Here is a 15948-nt window from a genome sequence, read left to right on the forward strand (position 1 = left end):
TTTAAAAATGACTAATTCAAATATAGATATTGATAAGGCAGGTTGGTCATTTGATAACACATATGCAAAACTACCCAATGATTTTTTAGTAAAACAAGTCCCTATCCCAGTAAAATCTCCAGAAATTATAATTTTAAATAAAGATCTCTCAAAAGATTTAGATTTAGATTTTACAAATATTAAAGAAGAGAATTTATCTCAACTATTCTCTGGAAATTTATTGCCAACTGGGTCAGAGACGATTGCGCAAGCATATGCAGGGCATCAATTTGGGCATTTTACAATGTTAGGTGATGGACGGGCTGTTCTTATGGGTGAACACGTATCAAAAAATGGTGATAGGTATGATATTCAATTTAAAGGTTCTGGAAAAACACCTTTTTCGAGAAGTGGTGATGGACGAGCAGCACTTAGTCCAATGCTTAGAGAATATATCATTAGTGAAGCAATGCATAAATTAGGAGTGGCAACGACTAGAAGTTTAGCAGTTGTTAAAACCGGAGAAAATGTAATTAGAGAAACACATTTACCAGGTGCTATATTAACTAGAATTGCTGCTAGTCATATCCGTGTTGGAACTTTTCAATATATTACAGCCACTCAAAAGGAACAAAATTTAAAAGTTTTATTTAATTATGTAATCAATCGACACTATCCCAATATAAAGAATTCTAAAAACCAAGCTTTAGATTTATTAAAAACAATAATGAATGTTCAAATTAATTTAGTTATTGACTGGATGCGTATTGGTTTCATTCATGGAGTGATGAACACTGATAACGTATCAATTTGTGGTGAAACAATTGATTATGGTCCCTGTGCTTTTATGGATGCTTATAATCCGGATACAGTTTTTAGTTCGATTGATCAACAAGCAAGATATTCATTCTCAAATCAACCAAAAATTATTAAATGGAACTTGGCAAGGTTTGCAGAGTGCATCATAACACTCATAGACGACAACAAAGATAAGGCTATAGAAATTGCAACTGAAGTAATTGATACATTTGACAGAATTTATGAAGAAAAATGGCTTAATATGATGCGTGATAAATTAGGATTATTTGGTGAAGATACAAATGATCAAATTTTAATTGTGGAACTTCTAGGGTGGATGCACAAAAATAAAGTTGATTACACTAATACTTTTTGTTTTTTAATGAATGAAAAGTTTTCTGATAATGAAGTTTATAAAGATAAAAACTTTCTTATTTGGAAAGAAAAATGGGAAAGTCGATTAAAATTAAATAATAATAGTCAGGAAAAGTACATAAAACTAATGCATTCAGTAAATCCAATAATTATTCCAAGAAATCATAAAGTGGAAGAAGCTTTAACTGCTGCAAACAATGGTGATTTAGAAGTTATGAATAAATTATTGGCTATTTTAAAAAAACCATATGAAAATCAAAATAGTATTACTGATTTTCAGTCTCCTGCACCGTCTAGTGATAAAGCTTATCAAACATTTTGTGGAACTTAACCCTTAGAGAACGTAAGGTTCGGGTCTTGCATTATTATCAAGAACTCTTTCAACAGAAAAGTCACTTATATCAATCGTTTGATAAGATCCTGTAGAAATTAATTCAGTTAATGCTCTTCCTATTCCAGGGGCTTGCATTAATCCTCTGCCTGTAAATCCTGAAGCCATATATACATTTTCATATTTAGGGTGTTTGCCGACCACTGCATTATTATCCAATTTGTTGCAATCATAATAACCAGCCCATCCACCAGTTAATTTTAATTCTTCAAAAGCAGGAATTCTTTGTGCTAATGCAGGCCATACTAATTCTTCAAAATCATTCCAAGCTGGTTCTAAATCAGTAGCATCAAATACTGAGTTAGGTGAACCTGCCAAATATTCTCCACCTTCAGGTCTCCAGTAAACTCCTGTTGTTAAGTCCCCTGTTAACGGCATTTCTTTAATATATTTAGGACATTTAACTCTAAAAACTGTATGTTTTTGAGGAACTACAGGGATATCCTTTAATAATTCTTTAGTCCAACATCCTGCAGCAGATATAATTGTTTTAGCTTTAATATCAGAGATGCTTTTCACTTCACCTTTAATAAATTCTGCACCTAATTCAATTGCCTTACTCTTTAAGGCGCTATGAAACATGAAAGGATCAATCCATCCTTCACTTTGGTTGTCTGTATAAGTTGCTGTTTCAATACCCTCACTGTTTATATAAGGAAATATTTTTGATAGTTCAGAACCTTTGATGTTTTTAGTTCCAGCATCACAAGCTTCATGATTTTTTAAAGCTTTATATTGTTCCTCAGCATGCTCTGGACCAAACATTAATAAGTAGCCGTTTGTAACCATGCTTGCTGTAGGGTTTGGATTTTTTTCAGTTTTTAATAGTTCTGGAATCTGAAAAATAAATTCTCTTGCAAATTTTCCTAATAAAATATTTTCTTTTTGAAAAAACTGCCTTCTAAATCCACCAAGTGATAATGGAAAAGAAGCTGTTTTATAAGTTGGGTCTCTTTCTATAACTTTAACTTTTCTACCATCTTTAGATAAAAAATACGCTGTAGCAGTCCCTATTATTCCACCACCAACTATTACAACATCATCCATAATTTATTTTAATTTAATATGATTAAACTTACATTTATCAGTAATGCAAAGAGACACCAAAGTAAATAAGGAATCATTAGATAATAACTATACAAGTTGACACGCCTAAATCTAATTATGAGAATGATTATCAATAATATTAAAATTACTAGTACAATTAGAGCTAAAACAATTTTATGAAAAACAAAAAAAACTATACTCCAAGTTGTATTAAAAATTAAATGAATAAAGTAGATATAAATAGTGTTCATATCTCTGTTTTTACTATGCCAAAATTTCCAGATAGCAATTGTCATAAAAAAATAAAGCGTAGTCCAAACTGGTGCAAAAATCCAATCTGGTGGATTAAACGAGGGTTTAATGATTAAAGAATACCATGGCTCTTTAAAACCAACAGTAGCTAAGCCACCTATTGCTGATGCAGAAAAAGTAACAAGAGCAAATAGTAAAAAAGATAAGAATTTGTTTTTTAACATATTTCTATTATACAATAGAATATGGAGAAAAAAAAGTTATTTGGATAACTGGTGCAAGTAGTGGAATTGGTAAAGCTCTTGCAATCAAATTTGCAGAAAATGGGTGGTTGGTTGCTGCATCTGCAAGACGAGAAAATTTATTAAATGAACTTAAAAAAATTAATCAAAGTATTATTCCTTTTCCTTTAGATGTTACTGAAATTGATTCATGTAAATTAGTTGCAAAAAATATAATCAAACAATTTAATAATATTGATATATGTGTGTTTGGTACGGGTATGCATGATCCAAAATCAGAAAAAAGATTTAATTTAGATAAGATAAGAGAAATAATGGAAGTTAATTATTTTGGAACAATGAATTCAATTAATTCAATCTATGATTATTTCTCCGAAAAAAAAAATGGCCAAATATCTATAATTTCTTCTGTTGCAGGCTACCGTGGATTACCTGCTGCTGGTGCATATTGTGCTTCAAAATCAGCACTTACCAGCTTTGCTGAAAGCTTAAACTTTGATATGAGAATGAAGAATGTGCGTGTTTCGTTAATCAGCCCCGGTTTCATAAAAACACCTATGACTGATCAAAATGATTTTCCAATGCCCATGATCAAAACTCCAGAATTTGCTGCAGATGAAATTTTTAAAGGATTAACAATTAAAAAAGGATTTGAAATACATTTTCCAAAAGCTTTTACATATTTTTTAAAATTTCTTCAAATGCTACCTAGCAGTTTATATTTTAAGCTAGTTGCCAGAGGTATGAAGAAGATTGATTATTAATTTTTTTTAAAGAAAACTGTCAATTCACCCACTTTAAATCCAAACTTTGTAAGTGTGGCACGATTAATTGCAACATCTTCATCTTGTTTAAAAATCCAATCATCAAAAGAAACTTTAATATTCTTTCCTTTAAATGGGACCATTAAATCATATTCAAATTTAAAAGCTGATCCATATTGATAACCTTTAGCTGTACCCACGACATCAGGGGCAGTACCTTCGTAATAATTTTGATCAATCTTTTTGATTTTCCATATTCGATTTTGTTTTTCTCCGTCTGTCCAATAAAAATCTTCTTTAAGAGTTAAAATATCTCCTTCAAAACTACCTGTCATATCTGCTTTAAACTGTCTAGTAACCTTACCACTACGGTCTTGTAATAGACCCCATGCTTTAACCGGACCATTAAAGTATTGTTCTATAGTCATAGTTGGTTCAGTATTTTTGAAATCTGTTGGCTTCATAGAATTATTGTTTATACAACTTGCTGTAAAGAATAAAGAAATTATTAACACAGTTAATCTAATGGTTTTAAAGTTTATCATGTCGCTCCTATTGTTATTTGTTTTGCAGTGAAAATTGAATTAAGTCTATATTTTTTGATTTAAAACCGGCTTCACAATATGAAAGATAAAATTCCCACATTCTTTTAAATTTTAAATCAAAGCCTTGTTTTTTAATTAAGTCCCATTTTTTATTAAATATTTCTCTCCAAATAATCAAAGTCTCAGAGTAATGGTTGGCATATGAATTATACTCACTAAATTTTAATCCATTTTTATCTACATAATTTTGTAATTCACCTTTTGAAGGCAAAAAGCCACCTGGGAAAATATACTGTTGTATAAAGTCTTTTTTATTTTTATATCTATTAAATAAACTATCATCGATAGTTATGGCTTGAATACCCACCGTACCTGATGGTGAAAGATTATTTTTAATCGTATTAAAATAACTGTCTAAATAGTTTTGGCCTACAGCCTCAATCATTTCTATTGATGCAATATGATCATATTTATCTTTTAAATCTCTATAATCTTTAATTTGAATATTTACTTTTTCATTAAGCCCACATCGATGAATTCTCTCTTTAGCAAATTCAAATTGTTTTTTGGAAATAGTAATACAATCTAATTTGACATCATAATTAGTACCTAAATACTCAGCAAAACCACCCCAACCACAACCAATTTCTAAAATTTTATTACCATTTGTAGGCTTTATTAGATCTATTAGTTTTTGATATTTATTGTTCTGAGCTTCAAAAAGTTCTTGTTTGGGGCTTTCAAATATAGCGCTGGAATAAGTTAAAGTTTTATCAAGCCATAATGAAAAAAAGTCATTACCTAAATCATAATGCTTAGCAATATTTTCTTTACTCCTATTTTTAGTATTTTTTATAATTTTATTTTTAATAAAATTGATAAAAGGCAAATCGAATATTCCAGAAAATTTATAAATGGTTTTTATATTCTTTGCTGTTAACTCAATCAAATCAGAAAGATTATTTGTTGTAAAAAAATCTTTCATATAGGATTCTCCTAAACCAATACTTCCATTTTTAATCAAATTATAATTGAGACTTTCATCTTTAATTTCTAAAAAAACTTTTAAAGTTTCATCAGGGTTGCCAAATTTTAAAACTTCACCATTTACTTTTTTAATTTCAAGAAAACCATACTTAATACTTTTTAACGCATTAAACACGATCAAGTCTGAAATTTTATAAATTAACATTAGTTTTCGATAGTAATATTATTCTTAATCTTTATTTTTTTTTTATAAATTTAATTCCTTTTGTCCATAATTTAAATGCCTCATAATGTATCGCTAGAATGATTTTGAATGTCATTAATGGATGTTTTAAGTAAGATTTAAGTAGATTTCTATTATTCAATTCACTTTTAATACCATCCTGTGAAGCATATAATACTTTACCGGCTGGATCATTCAGGTCAATTATTACAGATATTTTATTACCAGGCTTTAAAAGCCTAAAAAAATAAATACAATTCATCTCAATAAATGGTGATACATGAAATTTTTTCTTACACACATGTTGAATCAGATTTTGGTCTTTTTCAGTTTTAAACACATAAACATGTTGTTCACCAAATGTGTTCTTAACTTCATATAAAATACATATTAAATCAGAATTTTTGTCATATATATAAAAAACACTTAGCGGGTTAAACACATAACCAAATATTCTTGGGTAGCATAAAAGTTTTATTTGAACATCATTAGTATCAATATTATTTTTTTTAAGATTATCTAAAACCCAGTCCTTAAGAGAACTTCCATCTCTTGCCCCATGGTCTTTATCAAAGAAACTAATGATATTTAATTTATTATATGAAAATATCTTTAGTGTTTTGTGTAATAGGTTTATTTCTGATAAATCTATAAGTAGTGAAAATACACTATAGTTAAAGCTATGAATTTTGGGCTTAAATCTTTTATGAATTACATTTCCTGTGTAAATATAAGAATTTTTAATCATTCAGTGTTTTTAACATATCAATAGACGACTTTATTCCATCCTCGTGAAAACCATAACCAAAATAGCTGCCACAAAATAAAATATTTTTTTTATTTTGAATTTTATATAGATTATTTTGATTGGTTAATGCTTCTGTATCGTAATAAGGGTGAGTAAATGCTACCTTTTTAAATGTCTTATTATTTGGAATTTCTTTAAATGGATTTATTGTTAAAAAAATATCTCTATCTATCTTTAAATTTTGCAACTGATTTATCCAATATGTTACAGCTGTCTTTTCATTATTAGTTGAATCCATTGAAGAATTCCAAGCACACCATGCTTTTTTATTTTTAGGCATAACACTTTCATCAAAATGTATTACTGCAGTGTTTGCTCTATATTTAAATTTCTTTAATATAGTCTCCTCGTCTAGTGTTGGATTATCAATTATCTTTAATGCTTCATCTGCATGGGTTGCTATTACAACTTTATCATAATCAAAGAACTCATTTTCCTCCCCATAAAAAATTTTAACACCTAAATCATTTCTGATAATTTTATTTATATTGTAATTCTTAAAATGCTCTCCACTAACTTGGCCTATTATTTTATCAACATAAGTTTTGCTCCTATTTGCAACCGTAAACCATTGAGGTCTATCTTTAATTTTAAATAATCCATGATTCTTAAAAAAACTTAAAAAAAATGATAATGGCATTTGTTTTGCTTCATATGGTGGCATCGACCATATTGCAGATACCATTGGTATAATATGATAATTAATAAAATAATCTGAAATTTTTATTTCTTTTAAGTATTCCCCTAATGTTATTGATTTAATTTTTTGAATTTCTATTTTTTCACAGTTTTTATAAAAACTTAAAATTTCAAAAAACATTTTGATGAATTTTAGATTAAATAAGTTTTTTTTATTGGAAAAAATTCCACCTAATCCTTTTCCACAATACTCTAAGCCACTATTTTCTATGGTAACAGAAAATGACATATCACTTTTTTCAATTTCTATTTTATTCTCTAAAAAAAAATTAATCAAATTTGGATATGTTTGCTTGTTAAAAACCATAAATCCAATATCTATTGGAATTTCTTTATTAGCTTTGTAAGCAACTTTTATTGTATTTGCATGACCACCAAACTGATTTTCTTTTTCAAATAAATCGACCTTATGTTTTTTGGATAGGTAATAAGCAGCACTCAATCCTGATATACCTGCACCTACTACAGCAATTTTCATCTTGGTAAATATTTAAGCTGCTGTGTCTTCGTACTCTTCCATAGACGGACAAGTGCAAAACAAGTTTTTATCTCCATAAACATTATCTACTCTACCAACTGGAGGCCAATATTTATTTGTTCTTAAAAACTCTGAAGGATAAGCGGCCTCTTCTCTTTCATACTTATGATCCCACTTATTGGATGTTAATTCAACGTGAGTATGTGGCGCATTCTTCAATGGGTTGTCAGTCTTGTCATATTCACCAGACTGAATTTTATCTATTTCTTGTTTTATCTTTATAAGAGTAGAACAAAACTTGTCAATTTCACTCAAACTTTCACTTTCCGTAGGTTCAATCATCATTGTACCAGCAACAGGCCAAGACATTGTTGGAGCATGATAACCAAAATCAATCAATCGCTTTGCAATATCTTCCTCTGTGATCCCTGTTTCACTTTTTATCGTTCTAATATCAATGATACATTCATGAGCTACATTGCCACTTTTACCCTTATATAAAATTGGAAAAGAATCTTTTAATTTATGTGCAATGTAATTTGCATTTAGTATTGCAACTTGTGATGCTTTTCTTAAACCTTCAGAACCCATCATTTTTATATACATCCATGAAATTGATAAAATACTTGAGCTGCCCCAAGGTGCTGCAGATACTGCTCCCATTCCCGTGACCGGACCACAATCTTTAATTACAGAATGCTTTGGTAAAAATATTTCTAAATGCTTTTTACATGCTATTGGTCCCATGCCAGGTCCTCCACCACCGTGTGGTATACAAAACGTTTTATGTAAATTTATATGACAAACATCTGGTCCAAAATTTCCTGGTTTTGCAATTCCGACTAACGCATTTAAGTTTGCTCCGTCCATGTAAACTTGCCCACCATGATTATGAATTAATTCACAAATATCAGTTATTTTTTCCTCAAAAACGCCATGTGTTGAAGGGTAAGTAACCATAAGAGCAGCTAAATTTTCCGAATGTTCTTCAGCTTTATTTTTTAAATCTTCATAGTCTACGTTTCCAAATTGATCGCATTTCACAACAACTACTTTCATACCAACCATTTGAGCACTTGCTGGATTTGTGCCATGTGCAGAGCTTGGAATTAAACAAACATTACGATTTGTTTCATTATTTTTTTCATGAAATTTACGTATTACCATTAAACCAGCAAACTCACCTTGAGCCCCAGCATTTGGTTGTAATGAAACTCCAGAAAACCCAGTAATTGACCTTAGCCAGTTTTTTAAATCTGTAAATAATTCCCTATAACCATCCATTTGTTCAACTGGAGAAAAAGGATGTGGCTGTGAAAATTCTTTCCAGGTAACTGGTATCATTTCTGAAACTGCATTAAGTTTCATAGTGCACGATCCTAAAGCAATCATGGATTTATTTAGGGCAATGTCAGAATCTTCTAATTTTTTTAGATAACGTAGCATTTCTGTTTCTGAATGGTATCTATTAAAAACTGGATGATCTAAATAAGTTGAAGTTCTTAATAAGCTTTTTGGAATATTAGATAAACTTTCATTCATAGATTCTTTAATTGTTTCTGAGCAATTAAAAATTTTTAATAGCTGATTTGCTCTATAAAGATTTTTTCTTTCATCAAAAGATACTGCTAACATTTCGGAATTAACTTTTCTGATATTTACTCCTTGATCTAAAGCATTTTTGTATATCTTCTCTGTTTTATCTAGAGTTTTTATTGTTACCGTATCAAAAAAGTTATTTGAATAAAGTTCATAACCAGATTGTTTTAGTTTATCTGCAAAATTTTTAGTCAGTTGAGAAACACTTTCTGCAATCTTTTTAATACCTTGTGGACCGTGATAGACAGCATAAGCTGCAGAGACTATTGCTAATAATGCTTGTGCAGTACAAATATTACTCGTAGCCTTATCTCTTCTTATATGCTGCTCTCTTGTTTGAAGTGCAAGTCTGTATGCTTTTTTTCCATACTTATCTACTGAAACACCTACTATTCTACCTGGCATTGATCTTTTATACTCATCTTTTGTAGCAAAAAATGCTGCGTGTGGACCACCATAACCCATTGGAATTCCAAAACGTTGTGAACTACCAACTGCAATATCAGCACCTAACTCAGCAGGTGTTTTTAGTTTAGCAAGTGCTAACAAATCACATGCAAGAACTGCTTTTCCATTATGTTTATGTATTTTGCTAATAGCCTCACTTGGGTCTTTTATATCTCCAAGGGTGCCAGGGTATTGAATAATACCACATATAATATCTTCTTTAATATCTCTATCTTCGTCACCAACTATTATTTCTAAACCTAAAGGTTCAGCTCTTGTTTTAATAACATCGATAGTTTGAGGGTGACAATTTTTTGAAACAAAAACTTTTTTAGATTCAGACTTAGATATTCTATAGCTTAATCCCATAGCTTCTGCAGCTGCTGTTCCTTCATCTAAAAGAGAGGCATTAGCAATATCCATTCCTGTAAAATCAATTATCATTTGTTGAAAGTTTAATAACATTTCCAATCTACCTTGTGCTACTTCTGGCTGGTAAGGAGTATAAGAAGTGTACCATCCTGGATTTTCTAAAATATTTCTAAGTATTACATATGGTGTATAAGTTCCGTAATACCCCATTCCTATAAAGCTAGAATAAACTTTATTTTTTTTAGCTATATCTTTTAGTTTTCTAAGTGCTTTATATTCAGAGTTTGGATCTCCAATATCTAAGTCATCTTTAAGAAGGATTTTTTCTGGTACAGTGTCTTTTATTAAATCATCAAGACTTTTATAGCCTAATTCTTTAAGCATAACATTTTGTTCATCAACTGATGGACCTATATGTCTTTGTATAAAATCTTTTTGAGCATTTTTTAACATTTAACTACCACTTTCTTTTGAAAATTTTTCGTATTCTTCTTTATTCATTAATGAATCCATTTCAGACTTATCAGTAATTTTTAATTTAAAAAACCATGCATCATTTTCTGGATCATTATTAACCTTTGCAGGATCATCAACAATTGCTTGATTGTTTTCGATAATTTCTCCAGATACAGGAGTATAAATATCACTTGCAGCTTTTGTTGATTCTACAACTCCTGCATTACCATCTTTAACAACAGAGGACCCTATCTCTGGTAGCTCTACAAAAACAATATCACCTAGCATTTCGGTTGCATGTTGTGTGATTCCTATAACAGCAGTATCTCCATCTAATTTTATCCACTCATGTTCTTTTGAATACTTTACTTCACTCATTTGCTAGCTCCTTTCACATAACTTTTTTTATAAAATGGCAAATTACTTATAATTGCTGGATATTTTTTTCCTCTCACTTCTAAAAAAACCTTAGTATCAATTTTAGAAAATGAATTTTCTACGTAACCCATGGCAACTGGGGCCTGAACACTCGGTCCGAAAGTTCCACTTGTAATTTCCCCAATATTTTTATTATCTTCACTAAATATTGAGGTTTTTTCTCTAGCTATAATTCTACCTTCTGGCTTAATACCTACACGGATCTTGCTTACCCCTTTCTCAATTTGAGATTTAATTTTTTCACATCCAATAAATCCACCCTCAAGAATTCTATTCTTTGATATTGCCCATTTTAAATTAGCTTCTACTGGGCTTTTATCGATATCCATGTCATGACCATACAAACAAAGCCCCGCCTCTAATCTCAAAGTATCCCTAGCACCTAACCCAATTAAACTGGCCCCTTCATCTATGAGTTTTTGAACAAACACTTCTGCATCATCATTTTTTATCGATATCTCAAATCCATCTTCACCTGTATAGCCTGATCTTGTAATATAAATATTTTCTTTAAGATAATTAAATGTATCACCGTTCATAAATTCTAAATCTGACACTCCATTGATTATCTTTTCTAATATTTGGACTGCTTTTGGCCCCTGTATTGCTATAAGAGATAGCTCTTCACTTAAAATCATTTCATACTTATTTTCTAATAATTTAGATAAAAGTTTAAAATCTGTATTCTTACAAGCAGCATTTAATACAATGTTAAAACCACCTTCAACTTTTGTTATAATTAAATCATCATAAATTCCCGCTTCTTCATTCATTAAAAAACTATATTTTGACCGATTTAATTTAGCATTGCTCAATTCAGCTGGAAAAATTTTTTCAAGATTTTTTGCTAATGTGTTGTCTCCTTTAATGAATAACTGGCCCATATGTGACACATCAAAAATACCTGCATTCTCTCTTGTACTTTTATGTTCCTCAATAATTCCTGTAGAATATTGAATTGGCATTTGGTAACCAGCAAATGGAACAAATTTAGCTCCATGCTTTTGATGTAAATTGTAAAGTGCTGTTTTTATATTTTTCATATTAACTCACTGTACCCATCTGTATGTTTGCCTGAGAGTTTTATTCCTTCGGCGAGAACTTAATCTCTTTCCAGAGTTAATATGTTACGGTCCTTTTGCCTGAGAGATTCCTGGGTGGTTGCTCCTTCGGCGCTACGATAGTTTGTAGTCTCTCCCGTATTTAAGAATAATCTACCAGATGTATGTCAGAGTCAATTAATAATTTTTTCTTTTTTATCAGATAAAAGCAACGACGAAAATTGAAGCAAAACAGCAAATAAAATAATTGCACCTCCAATTAACGTAAATAATGATGCTCGTTCACCTGCAAATAAAAAAGCCCAAACTGGCCCTAAAACTGATTCAGATAGCATAATTACTCCAACCATTGCAGAGGGCGTGCTACGTGCACCAATCGTAATGAATATAAATCCAAAACCAACTTGAAAAAAGCCTGCTAAAAAACCTAAAAATATATCATTAGGTGAAACAATTAAATTATGTGAATAATAAACACATACACTTAACCCAATTAAACATGAACTTACTCCGGCAACAAATTGAGCAGGAATCATGTCTACTGTAGGAAATTTTCTTACAATCATGATTAAGACTGCAAAGGTGATTGGCATTGTAAATGCAGCTAAATTTCCTGAAAGATTACCTGGTCTTAGATCATTACCAACCATTAAAGTAACTCCTGTTATTGCTAATATTATTGAAACTAAAGTGATTGTTGAAATTTTTTCTTTTAAAAATAAGTAACCAAAAATTGCAAGAAATAAAATCTGTAATGATATTATAAAATTGGTATTAGCAACTGATGTGTTTGACATTGCATAAACATAACCACAAAATCCAAATGATAATACAATACCCCCAAAAAAACCTGGTAATCCTGACTTATAGAAAGAGCTTAAAGTTTTCTTTTTATAGGTAATTATTAGAAAGGTTAAAACAGTAAGTGTAAAAAATAAAGATCTCCAAAAAAGAATTTGCCACTCAGTAGAACCTTCAAATTTTTTTACAATAAGCCCCCCAAAACTTAAACTTAAAGCTCCCATAAAAATAAGCAATGGACCAGGAATTTTATTAATTACATTCATTTAAATATTTATCTGTATCTTCTGTGTATGCTTTAAATATATTTTGAGCTTCTTCAAGACTTACTTCTTTAAAATTTATTTTTTTTCCGGGCGTTAATTGCCCTACTAAATCAAGATCAGCAGCAATAACTACTCCAATCTTTGGATATCCTCCAACTGTTCCGTGATCAGACAACATTATTATTGGATTGCCATCAGCTGGTACTTGAATAACACCTCTAACTAGACCTTCTGATTTTATATTGGTGCTTACTATATTTTCTAATTTAGGACCTTTTAATCTTATGCCCATTCTATCAACAAGGTTTGTGATTAAAAAATCTTCATTAAAAAATTTATTTATTGCATCGTTTGAAAAATAGTCAAAATTTGTACCTTTAATAATTCTAATGATATTATCAGTAGAATAATCATAATTTATTTTTTTGTTTATTGGTCCTTTAATATCAATTTTTTTAATAAAAATTTTATCGTCTAAAGAATATTTTTTTCCACCGTTAGGCCCAATATTTGCTTTAGTGTTTATAGAATAACTGTCCCAAGTTTTTTCTAGATTAAAGCCACCGTTAACAGCTAGATATCCATACGTAGAATTTTTGGTTGATATTATATCTATTTGATCCTCTTCAGCTAATATATAACTTTTGTAACACTCACCTTCTTCAACCTCTAAATTCTTTCTAATAATCTTAAAAAAAATATCTCCAGATATTGCAAAATTTATTTTTCCGTTCTTTAACTTTAAAAGAGGGCCTTGGTATGCAAACTCTACTACAGGCTCATTTAATTGATTTTCAACTAGTCTATTTGATAATGTGTAATTTCTTTGGTCTATTGCACCACTTACGGCAATACCAACATGATATAAGTGATTTCTACCTTTGTCTTGAATAGTAGTGTTAATTCCTGCCCTTAAAATTTCAAAATACGCTTTATTCATTCCAATTTAAATATTCTTCTTTTGTTATTTGATAAAAACTTACTTTATCGCCTGGATTAACTAGAGCTGGTTGAGCTAAATTTTTATCATCAAAAATTTTCATTGGGGTGTTACCAATAATGTTCCAACCACCAGGACTTTCAAAAGTATAAATGTTTGCAAATTGTTCTGTTATTCCTACCGATCCTTTAGGCATCTTTAACCTTGGTGTTTCCAATCGATCACACCTAAGAGTTTCATTAAGATCTCCTAAAAAAGGCATTCCAGCAATAAAACCTGTCATGTAACAAAAATATTCTTTGCCAAAATATAGTTCTAATATTTCATCTTTATCTATATTTAATTTTTCAATTAGCCTCAAAAAATCGAGTCCATACTCATCATCACAACAAACTGGGATTTTAATTTTTTGATTATCATTTTTAATATCTCTATTAATAGCTAAACCTTCTATAAAATTTTTAATTTTTATATAGTTGGTTATAGTCAAATCAAAACTAATGATTAATTTATTATAAGAGGGTGTTAAGTTAGTTATTCCTTCAATTTTTTTATCTTTTATTAATTTAGATATATGGTGAAAATAATCTATGACACATGCATTTATTTTTTCATTAACCTCTGAGCCAAAATCACAATATACTGCTGAATCACCAAGATTTGATATATTTTTAACCATGCCATGTTATACTCCAGACTAAAGAGTATGGAAATTAATATCAATTGTGATTTAGGAGAAAAATCTAAGTTTCATTCTGTCAAGAATGATCCAGAATTACTTAATATTGTAAATTCTGCCAACATTGCATGTGGCTACCATGCAGGAGATGAGCAAACAATGGATATGGTTATTCAAATTTCAAAAAAAAATGGTGTTAGTTTGGGTGCACACCCTTCTTTTAACGATCCTGAAAACTTTGGAAGAAAAAGAATTAATTTAAATTCTTTAGAAATAAAAAAACTAATTTTCGAGCAATATGAAATATTACAAAAGATAGCTCAAAAATATAATGAAAATGTAACTCATATTAAACCACATGGGGCACTCAATAACATGGCTTGTGAAAACTTAGAACTAGCCACAACTCTAGCACTAGCTATTAAAGAAATTAATAAAGATATTATTTATCTTGTCCCAACTGGTTCACTAATGGAAGTTGCTGCCAAGAAAAATAGCTTGAGAATAGCTTGTGAAATTTTTGCAGATAGAAATTATGAAGATAATGGAAATTTAATTTCTAGAACTAAACCAAATGCTTTAATCACTGACCCTGAGTTATCAAAGAAACATGTATTAAATATGGTTAAAAATCAGGCAATAAATTGTCTCAGTGGTAAACAGATACCTTGTGAGATAGACTCAGTTTGTATACATGGTGATAATGAAAGTTCATTAGTGACGGCAAAATCTATCAGGGATAATTTAGTTAATAATGGCTTAGAATTAAAACCTTTAAACAAAATGAATAAATTTAATTAAAAAAATGAAAAAACTTATTTATACTTTACTAATAATTATAGCACTTACTAATAATTCATTTTCAGCTGGGACAAGCAATGATAGTGATTCTGCATCTAAAGTTTCAAACTATACAAAAGCAAAAAATTTAATTGAAACAGCAAAGAAATATGAAAAAAAAGGTAAAACTGAAAAAGCACTAAAAAGATATACAAAAGCACAAAAGCTTCTTTTAAGATCTAATGAGAAAAAACCACTACAGGCAGATACTTTAAATTATCTAGGGTTTACTACTAGAAAACTTGGAGATTACTCAAAGGGTGAAGAATTTTATCTACAAGGTCTACAAATTGAACCTAACCATAAAGGAATAAATGAATACCTTGGTGAGCTTTACGTGGTTACAAATCGATTAGATTTAGCTAAAGAAAGATTAGAAGTTTTAAAAGCTTGTAACTGTGAAGAATATGAGGAACTAAAAGAAATTATTGATGGAACAAAGAAGTCTAAATATTAGACGT

General features: G+C 29.9%; 17 protein-coding genes and 1 riboswitch. Of the genes, 5 read left to right on the top strand and 12 right to left on the bottom strand.

Features of this window, described 5'->3' with window-relative positions; genetic code table 11:
• Positions 1-7: 7 nt before the first annotated feature.
• Positions 8-1483: a protein adenylyltransferase SelO gene (locus AC5YGA_RS04620; RefSeq protein WP_415307959.1), complete on the top strand. Its 1476-nt coding sequence runs from the start codon at positions 8-10 to the stop codon at positions 1481-1483.
• A 3-nt stretch (positions 1484-1486) separates the two neighbouring features.
• Here AC5YGA_RS04620 and AC5YGA_RS04625 read toward each other — a convergent pair whose 3' ends face one another.
• Both AC5YGA_RS04625 and AC5YGA_RS04630 read right to left on the bottom strand, forming a co-directional pair.
• Entirely contained in the window at positions 1487-2590 is a 1104-nt protein-coding gene (locus AC5YGA_RS04625; RefSeq protein WP_415307960.1) for an NAD(P)/FAD-dependent oxidoreductase, read from the bottom strand.
• 8 nt (positions 2591-2598) lie between these two features.
• Positions 2599-3003 carry a TspO/MBR family protein gene (locus AC5YGA_RS04630; RefSeq protein WP_415309366.1) on the bottom strand — a complete coding sequence of 135 codons (405 nt, stop codon included), beginning with the start codon at positions 3001-3003 and terminating at the stop codon, positions 2599-2601.
• Here AC5YGA_RS04630 and AC5YGA_RS04635 point away from each other — a divergent pair.
• Together AC5YGA_RS04635 and AC5YGA_RS04640 are read left to right on the top strand one after the other, a co-directional pair.
• Entirely contained in the window at positions 2951-3127 is a 177-nt protein-coding gene (locus tag AC5YGA_RS04635; RefSeq protein ID WP_496170035.1) for a hypothetical protein, read from the top strand. The genes AC5YGA_RS04630 and AC5YGA_RS04635 overlap by 53 nt on opposite strands.
• A gap of 22 nt (positions 3128-3149) precedes the next feature.
• Complete coding sequence (locus tag AC5YGA_RS04640) at positions 3150-3848, top strand: SDR family NAD(P)-dependent oxidoreductase (RefSeq protein ID WP_496170032.1); 699 nt, start codon at positions 3150-3152, stop codon at positions 3846-3848.
• Here AC5YGA_RS04640 and AC5YGA_RS04645 read toward each other — a convergent pair.
• The 10 genes from AC5YGA_RS04645 to AC5YGA_RS04690 all read right to left on the bottom strand — a co-directional run bounded on the left by AC5YGA_RS04645 (position 3845) and on the right by AC5YGA_RS04690 (position 14647).
• Positions 3845-4393, bottom strand: coding sequence for a DUF3833 domain-containing protein (locus tag AC5YGA_RS04645; protein WP_415307962.1), 549 nt, complete (start codon positions 4391-4393; stop codon positions 3845-3847). The genes AC5YGA_RS04640 and AC5YGA_RS04645 overlap by 4 nt on opposite strands.
• A gap of 13 nt (positions 4394-4406) precedes the next feature.
• Positions 4407-5585 carry a class I SAM-dependent methyltransferase gene (locus AC5YGA_RS04650; RefSeq protein WP_415307963.1) on the bottom strand — a complete coding sequence of 393 codons (1179 nt, stop codon included), beginning with the start codon at positions 5583-5585 and terminating at the stop codon, positions 4407-4409.
• A gap of 31 nt (positions 5586-5616) precedes the next feature.
• Positions 5617-6351 (bottom strand): DUF1365 domain-containing protein, encoded by a 735-nt coding sequence (locus AC5YGA_RS04655; RefSeq protein ID WP_496169976.1) that lies wholly within the window; start codon positions 6349-6351, stop codon positions 5617-5619.
• The gene (locus tag AC5YGA_RS04660; protein ID WP_415307965.1) at positions 6344-7588 is read right to left on the bottom strand and encodes an NAD(P)/FAD-dependent oxidoreductase; all 1245 of its coding nucleotides are present in this window, start codon (positions 7586-7588) and stop codon (positions 6344-6346) included. Before AC5YGA_RS04660 ends, AC5YGA_RS04655 begins: the two co-directional genes overlap by 8 nt.
• Before the next feature lie 12 nt (positions 7589-7600).
• Positions 7601-10459: an aminomethyl-transferring glycine dehydrogenase gene (gcvP, locus tag AC5YGA_RS04665; RefSeq protein ID WP_415307966.1), complete on the bottom strand. Its 2859-nt coding sequence runs from the start codon at positions 10457-10459 to the stop codon at positions 7601-7603.
• Entirely contained in the window at positions 10460-10840 is a 381-nt protein-coding gene (gene gcvH, locus AC5YGA_RS04670; protein WP_271505016.1) for a glycine cleavage system protein GcvH, read from the bottom strand.
• Entirely contained in the window at positions 10837-11943 is a 1107-nt protein-coding gene (gcvT, locus tag AC5YGA_RS04675; protein ID WP_415307967.1) for a glycine cleavage system aminomethyltransferase GcvT, read from the bottom strand. Before gcvT ends, gcvH begins: the two co-directional genes overlap by 4 nt.
• 77 nt (positions 11944-12020) lie before the next feature.
• Positions 12021-12110: riboswitch (glycine riboswitch) on the bottom strand.
• A 24-nt stretch (positions 12111-12134) separates the two neighbouring features.
• Positions 12135-13028 (bottom strand): DMT family transporter, encoded by an 894-nt coding sequence (locus AC5YGA_RS04680; RefSeq protein WP_415307968.1) that lies wholly within the window; start codon positions 13026-13028, stop codon positions 12135-12137.
• Positions 13015-13968 carry a 5-oxoprolinase subunit C family protein gene (locus AC5YGA_RS04685; RefSeq protein ID WP_415307969.1) on the bottom strand — a complete coding sequence of 318 codons (954 nt, stop codon included), beginning with the start codon at positions 13966-13968 and terminating at the stop codon, positions 13015-13017. Before AC5YGA_RS04685 ends, AC5YGA_RS04680 begins: the two co-directional genes overlap by 14 nt.
• Entirely contained in the window at positions 13961-14647 is a 687-nt protein-coding gene (locus AC5YGA_RS04690; protein WP_415307970.1) for a 5-oxoprolinase subunit B family protein, read from the bottom strand. Before AC5YGA_RS04690 ends, AC5YGA_RS04685 begins: the two co-directional genes overlap by 8 nt.
• A gap of 27 nt (positions 14648-14674) precedes the next feature.
• Between AC5YGA_RS04690 and AC5YGA_RS04695 the strand changes: the two genes are divergently transcribed.
• Both AC5YGA_RS04695 and AC5YGA_RS04700 read left to right on the top strand, forming a co-directional pair.
• Positions 14675-15448, top strand: coding sequence for a 5-oxoprolinase subunit PxpA (locus AC5YGA_RS04695; RefSeq protein WP_415307971.1), 774 nt, complete (start codon positions 14675-14677; stop codon positions 15446-15448).
• Positions 15449-15452: 4 nt separating this feature from the next.
• The gene (locus AC5YGA_RS04700) at positions 15453-15944 is read left to right on the top strand and encodes a tetratricopeptide repeat protein (protein WP_415307972.1); all 492 of its coding nucleotides are present in this window, start codon (positions 15453-15455) and stop codon (positions 15942-15944) included.
• Positions 15945-15948: the final 4 nt, after the last annotated feature.

Source organism: Candidatus Pelagibacter sp. uisw_091, assembly GCF_059512525.1.